This window comes from Pseudomonas nitroreducens (assembly GCF_014204515.1).
Lineage (GTDB): Bacteria > Pseudomonadota > Gammaproteobacteria > Pseudomonadales > Pseudomonadaceae > Pseudomonas > Pseudomonas nitritireducens_A.
Genome location: NZ_JACHLI010000006.1, coordinates 232,311 through 248,951 on the forward strand (window position 1 = coordinate 232,311; position 16,641 = coordinate 248,951).

The 16,641-nt window shown below is 59.8% G+C and carries 21 protein-coding genes; 9 read left to right on the forward strand and 12 right to left on the reverse strand.

Annotated elements, in window-relative coordinates; genetic code table 11:
• Positions 1 to 373: 373 nt before the first annotated feature.
• The 10 genes from HNP46_RS10650 to HNP46_RS10695 all read right to left on the reverse strand — a co-directional run bounded on the left by HNP46_RS10650 (position 374) and on the right by HNP46_RS10695 (position 8,691).
• Positions 374 to 2,044: a DEAD/DEAH box helicase gene (locus tag HNP46_RS10650; protein ID WP_184588586.1), complete on the reverse strand. Its 1,671-nt coding sequence runs from the start codon at positions 2,042 to 2,044 to the stop codon at positions 374 to 376.
• Complete coding sequence (locus HNP46_RS10655) at positions 2,041 to 3,084, reverse strand: hypothetical protein (protein WP_184588588.1); 1,044 nt, start codon at positions 3,082 to 3,084, stop codon at positions 2,041 to 2,043. Before HNP46_RS10655 ends, HNP46_RS10650 begins: the two co-directional genes overlap by 4 nt.
• An 8-nt stretch (positions 3,085 to 3,092) precedes the next feature.
• The gene (locus HNP46_RS10660; RefSeq protein ID WP_184588590.1) at positions 3,093 to 3,584 is read right to left on the reverse strand and encodes a DUF669 domain-containing protein; all 492 of its coding nucleotides are present in this window, start codon (positions 3,582 to 3,584) and stop codon (positions 3,093 to 3,095) included.
• Between the two features lie 14 nt (positions 3,585 to 3,598).
• Positions 3,599 to 4,381, reverse strand: a complete 783-nt coding sequence (locus tag HNP46_RS10665) for an ATP-binding protein (RefSeq protein ID WP_184588592.1) — start codon at positions 4,379 to 4,381, stop codon at positions 3,599 to 3,601.
• 1 nt (position 4,382) lies between these two features.
• Positions 4,383 to 4,763: a DUF7173 family protein gene (locus HNP46_RS10670; RefSeq protein ID WP_184588594.1), complete on the reverse strand. Its 381-nt coding sequence runs from the start codon at positions 4,761 to 4,763 to the stop codon at positions 4,383 to 4,385.
• Positions 4,747 to 4,950, reverse strand: coding sequence for a hypothetical protein (locus tag HNP46_RS10675; protein WP_184588596.1), 204 nt, complete (start codon positions 4,948 to 4,950; stop codon positions 4,747 to 4,749). The genes HNP46_RS10670 and HNP46_RS10675 overlap by 17 nt, the downstream gene beginning before the upstream one ends.
• A 194-nt stretch (positions 4,951 to 5,144) precedes the next feature.
• The gene (locus tag HNP46_RS10680; RefSeq protein WP_184588598.1) at positions 5,145 to 6,119 is read right to left on the reverse strand and encodes a DUF7666 domain-containing protein; all 975 of its coding nucleotides are present in this window, start codon (positions 6,117 to 6,119) and stop codon (positions 5,145 to 5,147) included.
• A gap of 448 nt (positions 6,120 to 6,567) precedes the next feature.
• Positions 6,568 to 7,236 (reverse strand): hypothetical protein, encoded by a 669-nt coding sequence (locus tag HNP46_RS10685; RefSeq protein ID WP_184588600.1) that lies wholly within the window; start codon positions 7,234 to 7,236, stop codon positions 6,568 to 6,570.
• 209 nt (positions 7,237 to 7,445) lie between these two features.
• Positions 7,446 to 8,270, reverse strand: coding sequence for a HipA family kinase (locus HNP46_RS10690; RefSeq protein ID WP_184588602.1), 825 nt, complete (start codon positions 8,268 to 8,270; stop codon positions 7,446 to 7,448).
• On the reverse strand, positions 8,245 to 8,691 hold the full coding sequence (locus HNP46_RS10695; RefSeq protein ID WP_184588604.1) for a hypothetical protein: 447 nt from the start codon (positions 8,689 to 8,691) through the stop codon (positions 8,245 to 8,247). The genes HNP46_RS10690 and HNP46_RS10695 overlap by 26 nt, the downstream gene beginning before the upstream one ends.
• Before the next feature lie 98 nt (positions 8,692 to 8,789).
• Here HNP46_RS10695 and HNP46_RS10700 point away from each other — a divergent pair, with 98 nt between their 5' ends.
• From HNP46_RS10700 to HNP46_RS10725, 6 genes are all read left to right on the forward strand, one after another.
• On the forward strand, positions 8,790 to 9,011 hold the full coding sequence (locus tag HNP46_RS10700) for a transcriptional regulator (RefSeq protein WP_184588606.1): 222 nt from the start codon (positions 8,790 to 8,792) through the stop codon (positions 9,009 to 9,011).
• A 2-nt stretch (positions 9,012 to 9,013) separates the two neighbouring features.
• The gene (locus tag HNP46_RS10705) at positions 9,014 to 9,322 is read left to right on the forward strand and encodes a CII family transcriptional regulator (protein WP_024767308.1); all 309 of its coding nucleotides are present in this window, start codon (positions 9,014 to 9,016) and stop codon (positions 9,320 to 9,322) included.
• On the forward strand, positions 9,322 to 11,574 hold the full coding sequence (locus HNP46_RS10710) for a bifunctional DNA primase/polymerase (protein ID WP_184588609.1): 2,253 nt from the start codon (positions 9,322 to 9,324) through the stop codon (positions 11,572 to 11,574). Before HNP46_RS10705 ends, HNP46_RS10710 begins: the two co-directional genes overlap by 1 nt.
• 266 nt (positions 11,575 to 11,840) lie before the next feature.
• Positions 11,841 to 13,238, forward strand: coding sequence for an ATP-dependent DNA helicase (locus tag HNP46_RS10715; protein WP_184588611.1), 1,398 nt, complete (start codon positions 11,841 to 11,843; stop codon positions 13,236 to 13,238).
• 2 nt (positions 13,239 to 13,240) lie between these two features.
• A complete protein-coding gene (locus tag HNP46_RS10720; protein WP_184588613.1) occupies positions 13,241 to 13,663 on the forward strand; it encodes a VRR-NUC domain-containing protein in 423 nt (140 codons plus the stop codon).
• A complete protein-coding gene (locus tag HNP46_RS10725; protein ID WP_184588615.1) occupies positions 13,660 to 14,358 on the forward strand; it encodes a hypothetical protein in 699 nt (232 codons plus the stop codon). The genes HNP46_RS10720 and HNP46_RS10725 overlap by 4 nt, the downstream gene beginning before the upstream one ends.
• Before the next feature lie 112 nt (positions 14,359 to 14,470).
• Here HNP46_RS10725 and HNP46_RS10730 read toward each other — a convergent pair whose 3' ends face one another.
• On the reverse strand, positions 14,471 to 14,701 hold the full coding sequence (locus HNP46_RS10730) for a hypothetical protein (RefSeq protein WP_184588617.1): 231 nt from the start codon (positions 14,699 to 14,701) through the stop codon (positions 14,471 to 14,473).
• A 113-nt stretch (positions 14,702 to 14,814) separates the two neighbouring features.
• Between HNP46_RS10730 and HNP46_RS10735 the strand changes: the two genes are divergently transcribed.
• From HNP46_RS10735 to HNP46_RS10745, 3 genes are read left to right on the forward strand one after another with little or no spacing between them, the layout of a single operon-like run.
• Positions 14,815 to 15,138, forward strand: a complete 324-nt coding sequence (locus HNP46_RS10735) for a peptidase M48, Ste24p (RefSeq protein ID WP_184588619.1) — start codon at positions 14,815 to 14,817, stop codon at positions 15,136 to 15,138.
• A 2-nt stretch (positions 15,139 to 15,140) separates the two neighbouring features.
• Positions 15,141 to 15,440, forward strand: coding sequence for a hypothetical protein (locus tag HNP46_RS10740; RefSeq protein ID WP_184588620.1), 300 nt, complete (start codon positions 15,141 to 15,143; stop codon positions 15,438 to 15,440).
• Entirely contained in the window at positions 15,437 to 16,069 is a 633-nt protein-coding gene (locus HNP46_RS10745) for a hypothetical protein (RefSeq protein WP_184588622.1), read from the forward strand. Before HNP46_RS10740 ends, HNP46_RS10745 begins: the two co-directional genes overlap by 4 nt.
• 167 nt (positions 16,070 to 16,236) lie before the next feature.
• Here the strand turns inward: HNP46_RS10745 and HNP46_RS10750 are convergent, their stop codons facing one another.
• Positions 16,237 to 16,485: a hypothetical protein gene (locus HNP46_RS10750; protein WP_184588624.1), complete on the reverse strand. Its 249-nt coding sequence runs from the start codon at positions 16,483 to 16,485 to the stop codon at positions 16,237 to 16,239.
• Positions 16,486 to 16,641 lie beyond the last annotated feature (156 nt).

A 16,641-nucleotide genomic window follows, 5' to 3' on the forward strand; every position in this document is an offset into this window, starting at 1 on the left:
GATAGGCTGAAGCGGCCGGCGTACTTCGATGCCTTGGATCGAGGAGATACTGATTTAGCGCGACGTCTAGATGACGACTAACGCAGGCCTTGCCTTTCTGCCTGGCGGATGCGTGCGCGCAGGTAGTGGACGCTGATGCCCAGGCCCTGGCGATGTGGTGCCAGTTGAGGCCTTCGCAGTGCAGTTCGTAGGCCAGGGCGAGCTCGGCTTTACCGAGCCGGCCGTAGGGATCGCGGGTCATCAGAAGGGCACTCCGTCAAACTCCCAGGCTTCGCAACCCTGGGAGCGAACTTCTTCCGGCGGATCAGACATGTACTTCAGGCATGTCTTCCCGTGGCAGTGCTTGCAGGTGGTGCACTTCACGGGAATGGTCTCAAGCTGCCGCAACATCTCCCGCAGGGCTTCCTTCTGGCTGTTCAGCTGCGTCAAATTCATAGCCAACGATCTCCGGGTATTTGCCTGTCTCGTTCACCTGGATGGCCAACGGCTTGAGTAGCTGGAATCCATCACGAAGCCATTCGATGGCCTGCTCCGTACTTCCGGGAAGGAAGTCGAAGCCTTCTGGCTGGCGGCGAGTCCACCAGCGTTCAGCTTTGGCCCTGGCATAGCCGTCATGACTCAGGCACACCCACTCTTTGGCAACAATGCGCAGGCCGGACCAATAGATGACGCGCAGGGTGTCGGGTTTGCCCGGCTTGAAGTGTTGGGCGTAGTCGACGTTGGTGATGGAATGGCGGATGACCGCAAGCTTGCTGCCACTGAGGATGGCGGCATCTGACACCCCTTCGAACTGCTTGTCTTCCTCTTCGCGCAGGGTGTGGCCGCAATCCGGGCAAATGAGAGATGAGGCCGGCTTGACCTGCAGGCCGCAGTTGTCACACAGGGCATAGGGCGCGCCGAGGCCGCCGCCGGAACCACGCTTGCGCCCCCTGATTTGATCCAGCGGACCCAGACGTGCGGTCGTGTCGGAAAAGTCCAGCCACAAGCAGTCCGATTTCCCGGGCGCAATGCGAAGGCCGCGGCCAGCGCCTTGGCAGTAGAGGACCGGTGAGCGTGTCGGGCGCAGCCAGAGGATGCAATCGACGTCTGGTACGTCGAAGCCGGTTGCCAAGGCAAGCACGGTAACCAGGCAGCGAATGTGGCCGGCGCGGAAGCGGGCGATCAGTTGTTCGCGAATAGGCTTCTTGGTTTCTCCGGTAACGACTTCGCAGGTGATCCCGCGAACGCGCAGAAGGTCGCTAAGCTGTTCGGCGTTGGCCACCGTGGCGCAGAAGGCAATCCACTTGTTCCGCTCGGCGGCTAGGCGAACGGCCTCTTCCGCAGCGCCATCGAGATAGCCGGACACCGCCTCGGAAAGATCTCGGATGTTGTAGTCGCCGGTGTTGCTCAGCTTCACAGTCCCGGTATCAATCTGGGTGCTGATCACCTCGCCGGGAAGCACGAGCGGGGCCAGGTGGCCCGCATCCAGGAGGGTCTGCATGCGGATCTCGTAGGCGATCCCAGTGAATAGAGCTTCCTCGCTATCTGTCAGCCAAACGCCATTGCCGCGGAAGGGTGTGGCGGTCATGCCGACCAAGCGGAACCCGCAGTACTTGCCCAGATCGTTGAGAAACTGCCGATACAGGCCGGCGTCCTTCGGATTGATCAGGTGGGCCTCGTCGACGATCACGCACTTGATGTTGCCCAAGACGTGGGCATGCTTGGCGACGCTGCCGATCGTGGCGACGATCACGTCAGCATCCGGCTGGCGGCGACCAATGCTCGCGCTGTAGTAGCCGACCTTGATGGTGCGCGGCAGCATCGCCTTGAGCTTCTCGGCGTTCTGCTCGGCCAGTTCCTTGCTGGGGACGATTACCACCGTGCGCGGGTGATACTCGGGCCAGGTATCGAACAAGGTCTTGGTGATGGCGGCGGCGATCAGGCTCTTGCCACCGCCAGTGGGGACCACCAGGAGAGGCGCTGCGTCCTCTTCACGGTGGCGGTCCCACCAGTCGATCAGGGCATCGACAGAGGCCTGCTGATAGTCGCGCAGGGCGAAGGTCATGCCGCATTCTCCTTGGCGCCTAGCAGGCGCTTATCGAGGGTGTCGTGGATGGTTTCGCTGGATAGGCCGTCGGCACCGTTGACGAACTGCTCACCCGTCAGCGTGTTTCGGTAAGCAATCCAGTTGTCGTCCTCGCTGGCGTCAACCGGCCCGGCGAAACGATCAAGCAGCGCAGGGATGAAGCGATGCGCCTGGCAGCCGCCCAGTTGATCGTCCTTGCTCAGCACCTTGTGGTGCCGCTCACAGACCCATGTCCCGTCGCGGGTCGGCGTGGCGTGCGCGCAGGTCCTGCAGTTCGGCAGAGGGGCTGCTGTGGCATGGCAAAGCGAGGAGTAGGGGCACCACTTGCACTCGAACCAGGCCGGGTCTTCCGTGATGCGCTCGGGAGGGCGATCGGTGAAGATGATGCGCTCGGCCTTGTCGACCAATCGATCGGCCTCAGCGGTGTTTTCGTCGGTCCGGCAACTGGTGGTAGAGCGTCCACCAGGTGAGGCGCAGGTGAGGTAATGCCGCGTCATGCCAGTGAAGCGCATGTAGAGCACGGCCTGAGCGTAGTAGACGGGGTCCCAGTGGCGAAGGGCATCTTTCTCGCCGTGCTTCGCCTTGCAGGCATCGAGCTTGGCGAATTTCTTGTCGTTGACCTGCTTATGCTCCCAGACGTGCCAGGTCTTCGGTGCCTGAAGGACGCCGAGAATGGCTCCATCCATATGGCCGCGGAAGTGGCCGCCTAGGGCGACGAATCCGTACTGCTGGCCGCTCTCATCATGGGTGTGCAACTCAATGCCGGGGACCATGCGCAGACGCTCCGCCTGAATGTCTTCACCTCGGTGACCATCCTCGATGGCCTTCGCGGAAAGGGGGCTGAAGGTTTCGTTCTCGGCCCAGCGGAAGGAGTACCAGAGCCGCCGAGAGCAGCTCTGGCCAATTGCAGAAAAGCCCAGGTAGGTTCGCCTGGGCTCCTGAGCTTTCTCCCTCACCAGGGCCGCGTCGATGGCTGCCAGAGTTGGGTCAGCCATCAGGTTCGCGGGTATGGCAGCCATGATGCACCTCAGCGGCTCCAGGGGGCCTTTGCTGCACCGGCAGCTTGCGATTGCTGTGCGGCAGCGGCTACATGCGCCGGAGGGGTGCCGGCTGGTACGCCGCCTGTGCAGGACTCGTAGCCCTTCACTTCGTTCTGATCGGGGTATTGGCCTCCCTTGTCCTTGCGGATGCCTACCTTGATGCGGAGCGGCTTGTCATGCAGCTGGCTGGTGTCCTGCAGTTGTATGACACTGACAGCGCGGCAGAGGGACGACAGCTGGCCCTGACCGATCTGCACGGCCTGTTGGTTGGGGTTGTCCAGGGTGATGCTGGCGAACACCAGCCGGCCCTTGAACTGGCCGTCGATGATCTGGAGCTTCAGCGAGATGTAATGGCCGTTGTTCGCCTTGGTCGGCTTGATGTCCGAGCTTTCCACGATGGCGGTATAGGTACCGGCCGGGATCAGCTCGAAGGACTGGGCGGGTTCTACTGCAGCGGCGTTGAAGTTGAGTTGTGCCATGGTGTGTATCCTCGTTACTGGTTGACTGCTTGGGGTTGTTCTGCGCTCTGCGGGCTGAGGAGGGCGCTTATAAAGGCGTTCCACTCGAGCGGGAGGCGCTCGGGCATCTGGTAGCGGTTCTTGGCGATGAAGGAGGGCTTCTCCACCAGATTCAGCCAGCGATTGCCGGTGCCGGTAGCGATGTTGCGCGCGCCCTTGATGGACTTCGGATCACCGTCTTGGCGCAGGAACACCTCCGGCGCCGCATAGCCGATGACGTCGGCACGCTCGTAGATCAGTTGGAAGGCGCGCTTGTGCAGCTTGATCTGCACCCGGTCGTAGGCGGCCATCTCTGGTGGTTCGAAGCGGACGATGTCGCTGTGCGCGATCAGGATTGAGCCGATCCCCTTGGTGGCGGCGAGATAGCTCAGGGCATCAAGCAGTTCACGCCAGCGATCCAGGGCCATGATGTAGCCCTTGCCGTAGCCAAGGTCCTCGATGCTCTTCTTATCCTCAGCCCGGGCGACGGCATCCCAGATCAGGGGCTCAAGGGCTGACAGCGAGTCGAGCACCAGCCACTTGAAGGAATGCTCTTCGCCAGCCAGGGCGCCGATAGCCTCCATGACTTCTTCGAAGCTGTTTGAGACCGGGAAGGCCGTGGCCTCGATGTTGCCCAGGCCATCCTCGGTACGGATGAACACGCAGTCGGGAGAGTTGGCGGCGAATGTGGTTTTCCCTATTCCGGGGCCGCCGTGAATGCAGATGATCGGAGGGCGGTCGTTGCTGACTTTCTTCAGGGATGCGAGCGAGATTGCCATTTCAGCTTTCCTCGTTGATTCGTTCGATTTTCACGGTGGGTTTCGCGGGTTTCGTTTCGATGGCGGGTGCGATCAGCGCCCAGAGATTGGGCTCGTTGGTGCGCAGCCACTTGCAACCGGTTTCGTCGAGTTTTGGTTCACTCTTGATGGGGCGCATGTGCGGCGGCAGCTGCTCCACCAGGTTGGTGAGCTGTGGCATGTCGGCCTTGTAGGTGAGCTTGCCGCCGGTTGTGACCTTGAAACCCTCGAGCTTCTGGGTTTTGCTGCCCTCGTCGGGAAAGCCAACTGCAGCGACGATCTGCTGCTCAATGGCAACCCGCTCAGCGTTGGCGGTTGATTCGCGGGACTTGGCGTCGAGCCACGCCTCAAACAGCTCTTTCATGGATGGCCTCCTTCTCCTGGCGACGGAAGCGCAAGATGCAGAGGTCGCCGCAGATGTTGGTGAAGATGGGGTTGCGGTAGCCGTGCCGACTGGCGAGCTCGACGGCCTGGCGAATGTTCTTGCCGGCGAACTCTTCGATCTCGCCAATCTGGTCGTCGACAAGGGGGGTAACAGGGCGAGTGGTCATGCAGGTCTCCACTGGCGGCATTCACCGCCTGTTCCTTCATAAGCGGGCGGTCCATCGAAGCGCTCGTAATCCATCCATGCGGATGAGTCATCAAGGTCATCAGGGACCGGTTCTGGAGTGGGTTCTTCGTGGTCGGGATCGCGCCAGTCGAGGAGCGATCGCCAATGACACTTGCGATGCATGGCGCCTCCTGATTACTCGGCGTACTCGACGAAATCGCCGTCAGCGCTCAGCTGATACCACGTGTCCGGCTCGACACCGTTCTCGCCGACCTTGCTGGCGCGGATGTGGATGAGGCGACCTTCATCGTCGCGATGGCAGAGGACGATGGCGCCACCGGCAGATGCGCGAGCGCGTCCTTCTATGCCCAGGGAGGCGGCGATGGATTCCTGGCCACTCACCTCGGCTGCCGAGCGGTTGCCAGTGTTCGAAGCTGCCGAGTAGTTGCCAGTGTTCGAAGCTGCCGAGTAGTTGCCAGTGTTCGAAGCTGCCGAGTAGTCGCCAGTGTTCGAAGCTGCCGAGTAGTCGCCAGTGTTCGAAGCTGCCGAGCGGTTGCCAGTGTTCGAAGCTGCCGAGTAGTTGCCAGTGTTCGAAGCTGCCGAGTAGTTGCCAGTGTTCGAAGCTGCCGAGTAGTTGCCAGTGTTCGAAGCTGCCGAGCGGTTGCCAGTGTTCGAAGCTGCCGAGCGGTTGCCAGTGTTCGAAGCTGCCGAGCGGTTGCCAGTGTTCGAAGCTGCCGAGTAGTCACCAGTGTTCGAAGCTGCCGAGCGGTTGCCAGTGTTCGAAGCTGTGTCGCCTACCAGGGTTTGCTCGATTGAGCGATCCAGGCGGCCCATGATCCAGTCGATGGCCCGAGAGATCATGGTCGGCATGCTTATCTCTGCCTCAACTACCAAGGTGGCGCTGGCGATCTTGCTGTCGTCATCGTGGCGGCTCAGTTGGCCGGATGCCTTCACGACCGCGAAACGGCTCTGGCCAGGCGCGTAATAGCCGAATACGTCGAGCGGGTACTCACAGGAGTGGAAGCCGGAGGCGCAGGCCTCCACCAGGCCTTCGTGCTTGTAGGTGCCGCCAAGTTCGAACTGGTAGCCGCGGCAGGTCAGGTCCTGGTTGAAGCCCTTGTAAGCCGTAACGATCTCTTCAGCAGCCTCGGTCTTTTTCTTGCGGGTCATGGTGCGTTCCTTTTGGAGTGCGTGATGCCCTTGGCCGAGGGCTGGTGCGCGCTTTCGGCTGCCGGCGATACGTCGGCATGCGAAAGAGGGCGGATATGGGGAGGGTGAAAAGCGCCCTCGGGTGAAGGCGCTTCAGAGATGCTTTCCTGTCCGCCGTTACTGATCGCGCCACCTGCGGATGGGCGCATTTCTGCTTGTCTCCAGTCGGTCCCTGTCTGTTGGTAGGCAGTTTCGAAGGCCTACTCCACGGGGCTGGGGGAGGTGATTCGCCACCTTCCGAGCTATCCGGTGAATCTCCGGCTTGTCGGCGCCTGGTGTTGATTGGCGTTGAAATGAAGATAAGCCAATGCCTAATTGCTTGTAAATAGCCAATGCCTAATTTATTTCTTGCGGACATGAAAAAGCCCGCGCTAGGCGGGCTTTAAATCAGAGCGGAGGGAGCTGGTGGCTAAGCGTCCGCAAGGATTCGCTTAGCAAATGGCATGGCAGATTCGCTTATTCCTTCTGAGCCATACACGACCTCAAAGCCTACATGGGAATTCTTCGCGGCGAATTCGAGCTCAGTGGTGTAGGCATCAAGCTGTCCTTCCTGGGCTGGCGTGAGCTCACGAGTAGGAACAAAAATCCCAAGCAGCAGTTCGTCGTGCGAGTGCCCTATAACTATGTCTCTTAGGCGAAGCAGCTGAGTAATTTTTCTCTGTGCCGTAGCGCACTGATAAGTCGCATTGTGGGAGGGGTCCAGCGTGCCTAGGTTGATGGCTAGATTGGTCCCAACATAGCTAATCGTTGCCTTGCTCTGCTTTCCGTACAGGGCGAACGGCCTGTTAAACCTGTCGGAAACATTCTTCCTGCTTGCTAAGACAATGCGCTTTACCTCGGCTTGAAATCTGCTCAAGTGAGCGCTGCTTGCCTCTTCCTGTACACGTTCATTGCCCTTCGCACTGAAGAGCGATGTGTTCATTTTGGCAGAGCGAATGATGGATTCGATATTGATATTGCGAGTCTTTGTTGTGCGGCCAGGGTAGACGCCTGTCAATGATGGGGTCCACGCTGAAAGCTCGCCTCCGGTTGCGAGCCATGCCTGAAGCTCTGCGGTGATGCTATCAGCCAAGTTCAAGAGGTGGTCTCCATAGCGGCCAAAAACCTGGCGCAAGGAGTCCTCGTTCAGTGTCGCTACAACGCGAGGAGCAGAGCCATCCTCTGTCACAATCGCAACAGCAGCCGTGATTCGCTCTCCGCTGTGAGTTATCGGCTCAATGTAGACCGGCATCCACCACGCAGAGAGACGATCGGGCCGTTCCCTTTGCTGTAGGTATGTCTGTCCGGCTAGAAAGGTAGTTGGGCTATCTGCAACCGTTTGCATAGCAGCGGGACCGTGTGTTGAATGCGCTCTTTCAAAAAATCAGCGATCTTCTGCCGATCGGTTGTGCTATCGATTTTTGCATAATGTCCCTCTTTGTCGAGGTCATCCATGCACAAAGTGGCACAACTGGCGACTACTTTCTGAGCGGTAGCAAGCAGCGACCTTCTGCGTCCTTCGTCCCACGCAGAGCACCCTTGAGCAAGGTCGTTTGTAACCGAGACTCCTGGGTCGTCCAGGCCCCAAAATTCCCAATACTCTCCAGTCAGAGCTCGCCCATGGTCGATAAGCCAGACCTGTTTGCTATCTGGCGCATAGATCACGTTTCCGAGATTGCGATCAGTATTGGCTACCAGTTCGTCAAAAACGATGGTTCCATTCAGGTTGAACTGGCGTGCGATGATCGAATGGTGCTCGTCAGGCGGTGTCTTAAATGCGCGCTCAAGACTGTAGCTCATATAGCCAGCTTGGCGGCTTGCGAAGCAGAGCATCGGTCCGCGATTGAAGAACTTAGATTGGAATTCTTCAGGGATCTCTGCGGTGTCAACCAAGGCTACATACGGCCTTGGAATGTTCATCCCTAAAGCCCGGCCAACTTGGGAGGCGGCCAGTTCAGCAATGACTTTGCGGGGGTCGGCAGTCAGCTTTACGTAACCGACTTCGGTTTTATCCTTCTCGTCGAGCAATTCGACTTTGAAGGTTTCGCTATCCCGTCCCTCAGACTCACGCCCAAGAAACGTGATGACCTCAGCCTCTAGTACGGCTTCAATCGTGTTGTTTTTGGTTTTCAAAGCGTTTGGCAATCCGTTCCAATAGCAGAATGTCGTCTTCTGTTAGTCGGCCTTCATTGGCTGCTTGCTCAATACTCTCCAAGGCTTTCATGGACCTTGGTGTGGTCTTTCCGCGAAGAGAGTAGAGCGTATCAAGCGCGTAATACTCTTCTGCAGTGAGCGCTGCAGCTGCGGCCGGATGCTTCGATCTCACTACCAGGTCGGCTTCTTTGGCTGTCAAGCCCCAATGCTCTGGCGGGACGGTATCCGAAAAGTAGGCAATCAACTCAATTAGCTTCGACTTATCGATGCGCCCATGTTTTACCCAAGTCTGGACGGATGGCGGCTTTATCCCGAAGCGATCTGCTAGAGCCTTCTTCGTGATTTTTTTCGCAACGATGGCGGACTCAATGGCCGCGCCTAGTTCTGATCCGGTAAGCATTGCCTAATAAAGCCTCTTTAGGTGCTGGTTAGGCAATGGCTTGCAAAATAGTTAGCCAATGCCTTATCTTGTTCTCCATGCAACCGGAGAACCGAGCCATGACCCCGATAGAAGCGATTAAGGAGGCAGCCAAAATTGTCGGCAGCAAGGCCGATCTGGCTCGCCTACTGGATGTTCGCGCCCCAACCGTAAGCCAGTGGTGTTCTGGACTGCGACCGATTCCAGCAGCCCGCGCGGTTCAAATTGAATCGCTGTCTGGTGGAAGGGTGAGTCGAGCTGATCTCTGCCCTGATTTCCCCTGGCAGAAAATGGCGTCCTGACCATGTCCACGCCTCAATTGAACCCTGAGCAGGAAGCAAGGGCCCGCAAGATCTACAGCCTTGTCGTGCAGCGACTTGCATCGGTCGGCAATGCGCCGGTCGCGCTTGCAGTCGGTTGCGACGAGTCGACGATCAGCCGCATGAAGCCGGAGAAGTTCTTGGAGCTTGCACGGATTCTTGCGGTGCTCGACCTGAAGGTCGTGGGTAGTGAGATGAAGTGCTTCAACGAGAAGGAAATTGGCGCGATCTTGCACCTGGCCAAGTCGAAGCTTTCCGAGGTTGAGAGCGTCGAACAGCTGGAGTGGGACTGATGGCTGCCGTCTTCCAACTCGCCGACTCGCCTAAGGTTGCCGCACTGGCCTATGCCCGCATGGGGTGGCACGTGTTCCCGTGCTGGCCGATCCGCGACGGCGCCTGCGCGTGCGGCAAGCCGTGCAAGTCCCCCGGCAAACATCCCATCGGCCACTTGGTTCCACACGGCCAGGAAGCTGCCACCCTCGATGCCGAGGTAATCGGGCAGTGGTGGGGGGCGGTACCGGATGCCAACATTGCCGTGCACATGGCGAAGTCGTCCCTGGTGGCGATCGACATCGACCCGCGCAACGGAGGCCTGTTCACCATCGAGCAGGTCGAGGCGCAGCATGGCGAGCTGGCGTCCGACGTCTTGGCCTTCACCGGTGGTGGCGGTGAACACCGCGTCTTCGCGCTCCCTGCCAACCTGGCGGGCTCGCTCCCCGGAACCCTGGGCAAGGGTGTCGACGTCAAGGTCAACGGCTACATCATGGTAGCGCCGTCAAATCACATTTCCGGCAGCAACTACGAGTGGGAAATCTCCAGCAGCCCGCTGGATGGCGCCTGCCCAAGCCCAATGCCGAACTGGCTGCGTGATCTGTTCCGGGCCAGCGCCAAGGCGCCTGAGCAGCCCGCGGCCGCCGAGAACAAGCTGACCGAGGAGCTCGCCGAAGACCTGCAGGGCGCGCTCCAGTTCATCAATGGCGAGTCGCGTGATAGCTGGTACCGCGTTGGCATGGCGCTGCACTCGACCGGTGACTATCAGTGGGCCTTCGATACCTGGTCTGACTGGTCCCGCCAGTGGGCGCACAAGTTTGATCCCGTCGATCAGGTGCGCGTGTGGCGCTCCTTCAAGAATAAAGGCCTGGATGGCCTATCCCACGCTGTCATCTTCTCCGATGCTCAGGCCAACGGCTGGGACAACCCGCGCTCCGCGAAGCCCGAACTGCGCTCAGTAGACGACGCCTATCTGGCTGAACTGGCCGTACTCAATGGCGAAAAGCGCAAGGTGATCACCGAGTTGGGTAAGCGCGAGGTTCTACCGTTCCCGGTTCCAGGCCTCGATGCAGTAGCTGAATGGATCGGTCACGTCACTGGCGCGCGCCATGGCATCGCCACCCAGATGGCCGCCATCAGTGTGGCTTCGCTGGCCTCCTCTCGTCTGTACGAGTCGAGCATGGGCGATGGCTGCCACCTCAATCAGCTGGTCTCCGCGCAGAGTTACAGCGAAGTCGGCCCGCTCATGAATGCGGTGGGGCGCATCTACCATGACGCCGGCCTGCGCAAGCTTCTGCGTGAACAGCGCATCAGTTCCCCCAGTGGGTTCTTCAAGACCCTGCACCGGTCGCCGGCCAGTCTCTATCTGGCAGCCGAATGGGGGCGCAAGTTCTTCGGCCCCCAGTTTGCCGCGGTTGAGCATGTCGGCATCCTGATCGGGCAGGGTTTCAACAAGCAGGTATGGGTTCTGGATGCGCCAGAAGAGGCGGGCCTGAAGAAGTCAGAGCTTGAGGATGACCAGCCCGTCATTCACAAGCCGGCCTTCAACCTCCTGGCCTTCGCCGCCAGCAGTGATCTGGCCAATGTCTTTTCCGAGGCGCAGTCCGGCCGCGGCCTGATCGAGACCCTGCTGTTCTCCCGTGTGGAGACCGACTTCGACAGCGATCCGCGCAGTGAGGCGACGCCCGATTGGCTGATCAACCATGTGCGTCGGGTTCGCAGCCTTCCGACGGGCGCCAACGAACTGGACCTGGTGACTGTCTTCAATGGTAACGCCGGCCTGATCCCGACCCTGAAGCCGGTGATCTTCCAGGCGCAGCCGGCCGAGCACTATGCCGCCATTGATGCGCTGTCCTCGCATCGCAACATGCGCCCGATCCTTCATGGCGCGCGGATCATCCTGCGTCGCCTGGCCTGCACCCTGGCCGCCTGGGGCAATCCTGAATCCCCAATCGTTACCCGCGACATCCTCGATTGGGCGGCGCAGTTTGTCCTGGGCAGCACCTTTGAAGTCCTACAGGCCATGAAGCTGGGTAGCAGCGAGGAGGGGCGCAGCACCGCCTACGAGAAGACCCTGGGCGCGATCACCAAGGCTGGCCCGCAGGGCATCAAGCTCGGCTATCTACAGCGTTCCTGCTGGACCTACCGGAACCTGGACAACGATGCGCGTGGAAAGCTGATCGATCAGCTGATCGACGACGGCGAGATCATCCGGCACCCCGAGATCTCCGGGCATTACGTGTCCGCAGACCTGATCAAGGTAGAGGTGGAGTGATGGGTTTTGTGAGGAATGTGAGGTTTTGTGAGGCGATTTTTGACCTATCACACACGACTGCAAGTCGCGTGGTTTCTGGATTTCAGAGGAATTTGTGAGTTTGTGAGGCCCTTATATATAGAAGTTAAAAACCTCTATTAAGCCTCACATCCTCACAAAACACCTGAAAGCCGCACAGCGCTAGGCGCGGAGTGTGTGAGGAAGGGCCTCACAAAACATCACACGCCGCACACACACGAAATTCGGCAGGAAATTGGAGAAAAACAATGGGTGCTTTGCTTGAGATGCCACTGAAGGCTGAAGCCGATCTGACCCCGCACCAGCAGGCGGCTTACGAACTGCTGATGGGCGTAGCGACTACCGATCAGTACGGCATGGCAACCCTTGAGGGTTATGCAGGCACGGGCAAGACATTCCTCATGGGAAAGCTGGTCAAGGAGCTTTCGGGGGAGGGCATCCGCGTGGCCATCGCGGCACCCACCAACAAGGCTGTTGCCGTGCTGCGCGAGAAGGTGGGCGGCGACCTGGTGCATGCCGCGTCTATTCACTCGCTGCTCGGCCTGAAGATGAAGGAGTTGGAGAACGGTGCGCAGGAATGCGTGCCGGACGGCGAATCGAGCCTGCACGAGTACGGTGTGGTGGTGGTGGATGAGTGCTCGATGGTGTCCCAGGACATGTTCAGCCGCATCCTGTTCTCCCGCGGGAAATGCAAGGTGATCTTCGTCGGTGACCCGGCCCAGCTTCCGCCAGTTGGTGATGACCTGGAATCGCCTGTTTTCCGTGACGTGAAGATGCGCGTGCGCCTCGCTGAGATCGTTCGCCAGGCGGCAGACAACCCCATCATCGGCCTGTCGATGCAGATCCGCTCGGCCATCGAGGAGCAGCGTCGCTCCGGCTACGTCGAACTGTCCCAGTCGCTTGCCGCGGATGGCCCGGCGAAAGCAGGATTCGTCACCGGCGGCAGCTCGGCTGTATTCGAGATCGCACTGCAAGTACTTCAAGGTGGCGGTGATTGCCGCGTGGTGGCCTACACCAACAAGCAAGTGCGGCAGTACAACACGCGCCTGCACCAGGCGCTGTATGGCTACACCGACTGCGAGTTCAGCCCGGGCGAGACCGTCATTGCTCACGAGGAGATGCGCGCTACAGAGATGGCGGAGGCCAGCAACGGCGAACTGATCTCCGCCGGCACCAGTGCCCGCATCATCACCAGCGAAGAATTAGAGGTGGTAGACGTGGCCAGGGCGGAAGGACGCCTGTACGACTTTGAATACTTCCAGCTGCTCCTTCGTCGCGATGAAGGCTCACTGGTGCGCGCTGCGTTCCCGGCCATTCCTGGCCAACTTGAGGAAGCGATTCGTCAGCGCTGGGCGGAGTGGCGAGCGATCAAGACCCAGGCAGAAGCAGAGCAAGACGCTACCCAGCGCCGCAAACTGATGGAGAAGGCCAAGGAAGTGTCCGGGCAGACCTGGGCCATCCGCCGTGCCTTCGCGCCCCTGCGGCACGCCTACGCGATCACCGCGCACAAGTCGCAGGGAAGCACCTTCCATACCGTCATCGTCGATTGGGGCGACCTCAGCAGCATGCGCCGTGACTTCGAGTTCAACCGTGCGCTGTACGTCGCCTGCACGCGGGCATCTGAGCACCTGGCCATCGTGGTGTGAGCATGAGCATATTCGAGACCGTTCCGGCGAAGCCCAGGAAGCCGTGCATCCCCTCCGAGCATGAAGATCAGGTTGCCTTGATCCAGTGGTTCGATATGCAGTATCCGTCGCTCCGCGGACGCCTGGCTGCGTGCCCGAATGGCGGCCAACGCAACGCAGTGGTGGCCGCGAAGCTCAAGGCGGAAGGGGTTAGGGCAGGGTACCCAGACCTCAACCTACTGACCCCGCGCCATGGCTTCGCCGGGCTATTCATCGAGCTGAAGCGGGAGAGAGGCGGGGCGCTTCAGTCGGATCAAGCTGACTGGCTGGACTGGCTCAACGAGCAAGGCTTCATGGCGGTGGTGTGCAAGGGATTCGAGGCGGCGAAGGAGGCAATTACGAACTACCTGGCGACCACAGAAAACCACAGGGGAGAGCCGAAATGAAACTGATCAGCGCGCGGCAGGCCTGGCACGACGCCTTCTACCAGCCCTGGGACAGCGTTATGGCGGGGGCAATCGATCGTGGCTCTTTGGGCATTGTGGAGGCTGGCGGGTGGGTAGAGCGCAAGCTGATTGAGCTCGATAGTAATGGCAAAGAAGTGAAGCTCTCGCAGTGGGTGTTCGTCCCTGGCGTGCAGCAGACGCGACCTGAACGAGATATCAGCACCGGGCGGGCGGTTCACCAGGCGCTTGCCGCACCCATCCAGAAAGCGATTGCATCGCTTCCTCATAGGCTGCAGGCCTTCGGGCACCACATGTACGGCCCTGGCACCGAAGACGATCTGCGCGAAGAGGCAGAGACCTTGGTGTTCGGCGTTGTTTATGCCGGGATGCTCGCCAAGGGAGAGCGGCTCTACGCCAAGACAATGGCCAGGGCGCAGGCTATTGCTGCCGGTGTGCTGTACCGGTATCGCCGCATGCACCAGGGTGGCCAGAGCTCAATGCCTGATCCGATCCCGAACCCGGAGGCCTTCCGCAAGTGGCTGGAGATGGAGAGGGGCGTGAAGCTGGCGAGTGAGTCCTGGGGCCGCGAATGGGAGCCTTTCGTGGCTGCCTGCTTCCGGGCGTGCGACGACCTAGACAAGGAGGCCTTAGTGCCCGTGTCGATCACGCTCTCGCTGATGTGCGAGGCTGTCTGAAAAAGTTTCGTTATAACGTATTGACAGAAAATCTCGGCTGGCGCACCATCTTTCCCATCCTCGAAATTGTCACTGCAAAGCCCGGCCTAGCGCCGGGCTTTGTCGTTTCTGGCTAGATGCGCGTTAGCACCTCTCCAGTGGCGGCGATCTCGAACTCGTTTTCGCTGATCCGGTTTAACGGACCACCGCCCACTACCCGATAGCCCTTGCTGCCATGGACAACGTCCTGTGACCCATCCATGAACTGGGTCTGGACGATGGTAGTGGACTCGATAACCGTGAAGGTCTGCCCGGACTCGCCACGCGCCTGGAATCGCCCTGTCTCAACCTGCTTCGTGCCCATCGAAATCTCCTTCTGTGTGATGGCGACCTGATCCTAACAGTTGGTTTGGGCATTCGAAGACGAAAGTAACAAACAACTCTCCCCGCAGCTGAGAGCCTCTACTGGAGAGCCCAATGGAACCGACGACCTCGCTTGGTATTGGCGCGTTGTTCGCCAAATACAGCGTCGCCATCGCCAGCTTCTGGGGGTCGATTCTTTCCCTGGGGCTTCTGAAAGGCCTGTCTCGCAAGCAGGCAGCGATGGCGGTGCTCACCGGCTATCTGTTCTCGACGTACATGACCGCGCCGGTGGCGGCATACTTCGCCCCGAAGCTGGGGCTGGAGCTCGACGAGACCTTCCTGTGTGGCACAGCCTTCGCGCTTGGCCTGACTGCCATGAACATCATTCCTGGGCTAAAGGCCTTAGCAGAGCGCGTTCTGCCCCAGCGAGGTGCATGACCATGAACTCTGTCTTCGTCGCGCTGGATGCCCTGCTATGCATTCTGGTGGTGGCGGCGGCGCTGGATTATCTGCGCGCCGTGCACTTGCTCGACCATCCGTTGCTGTGCGTGGCTTTCTATCTGGTTGCGCTCGGTGCGTTTGGAATTCTCACCGAGCTCGCCCGCGGCTACTGGGTGAGTCCCTCGTCGGTCCTGCTTCACCTCGGGGTTGTTTTGTACGCATGGAGCCGCCGATCGCAGATTTTTCGGGAGGATTGGGGCTGGAACGGTGTTGAGCGCCGCAAGGTCCGACGCCCGTGAGCGTTGTCGATGTTTCCGTTCACGCTAATGTGAAGGAGATCAGCAAGAAGCTGAGTCGACTGGCTCATCAGCAGCTTGGCTTTGCCACGGCGCAGGCGCTGACCGCTCTGGCGAAGGAAGTCCAGGCCGACGAAACCCGCAACATCGCGACGACCTTCAAGAACCCGAAGAGCTTCACCAAGAACTCGGTGGGTGTTCAGGGGGCACGGAAGGACACGCTGACCGCTAAGGTCTACGTGAAGCCCATCGCTGCCCGCTACCTGCTGCCGTATGAAGAGGGTGGGGCACATGCACTGCCAGGTAACAGCCGGGCGATCCTCAACCCGAAGAACGTTCGGCTCGATGCCAATGGCCAGTTGCCTCGACGACTGCTGGCCAGGTTGAAGGCGCGGCCTGATGTCTACATCGGTCCGATGAAGACCAAGGGCGGTGTGGTCAACGGTGTTTGGCAGCGGCTGCCGGCGAAGAAGGGGAAGGCCGCTCGCTTGAAGCTGTTGTTGCGATTCGGTGATGCGTTGCCAGTGAAGAAGCAGCTGCACTACCGCAGTCGCGCCGAGGCGCTGGTGGCGCGCAGGTTCAATGCCGTGTTCGGCGCAGCGATGGCGAAGGCCATGGCAACTGCCAGATAACTCAGATTGCATGGAGATCATGATGGATATCCGCGACAAGCAGCCCATTTCGTCTTGGGCGGTGGACGTGTATGACGATCGCGTCAGTTTCAAGCGCATCCACAACGGGCGGACAGAGGAAAGCTACCCGCCCGTTTCGATCTCGAGGGCTGCTGTGTATGCAGCGGCTATTGTGGGTGGTCTTCAACCACCAAGAGATCTTCGGCCGTGCGATACACCGATTGATTGAACTCAATCTGCACGAGGTTCGGTGCGCGTCGTTTGATTCGGTAGAAGTCGAGTCCGCCGAACGAGAGTCGGGTATCCCTTGGCAGCCCGCTGAGTTGGTCCAGTAGCGTACCGACGTCGATGGTATGCAGTTCGATCTGTTCTGCTGATGGCATTGGTTGAGCCTTTGGCTTGGGTTTGACCGGCAAGCATAGCGAAATCCCGGCGCTCGCCGACTCCGGAGGAAGGCGCAGTACCCGAGCAGGAAGGGGTCACCATCCAGGGCGGTTGGGGTACCCCCCCCTCAATGGGTCCCTCCTGAGCGATCCTGCATCGAGGGCATTGCGCGCCGCGATATCTCTCTA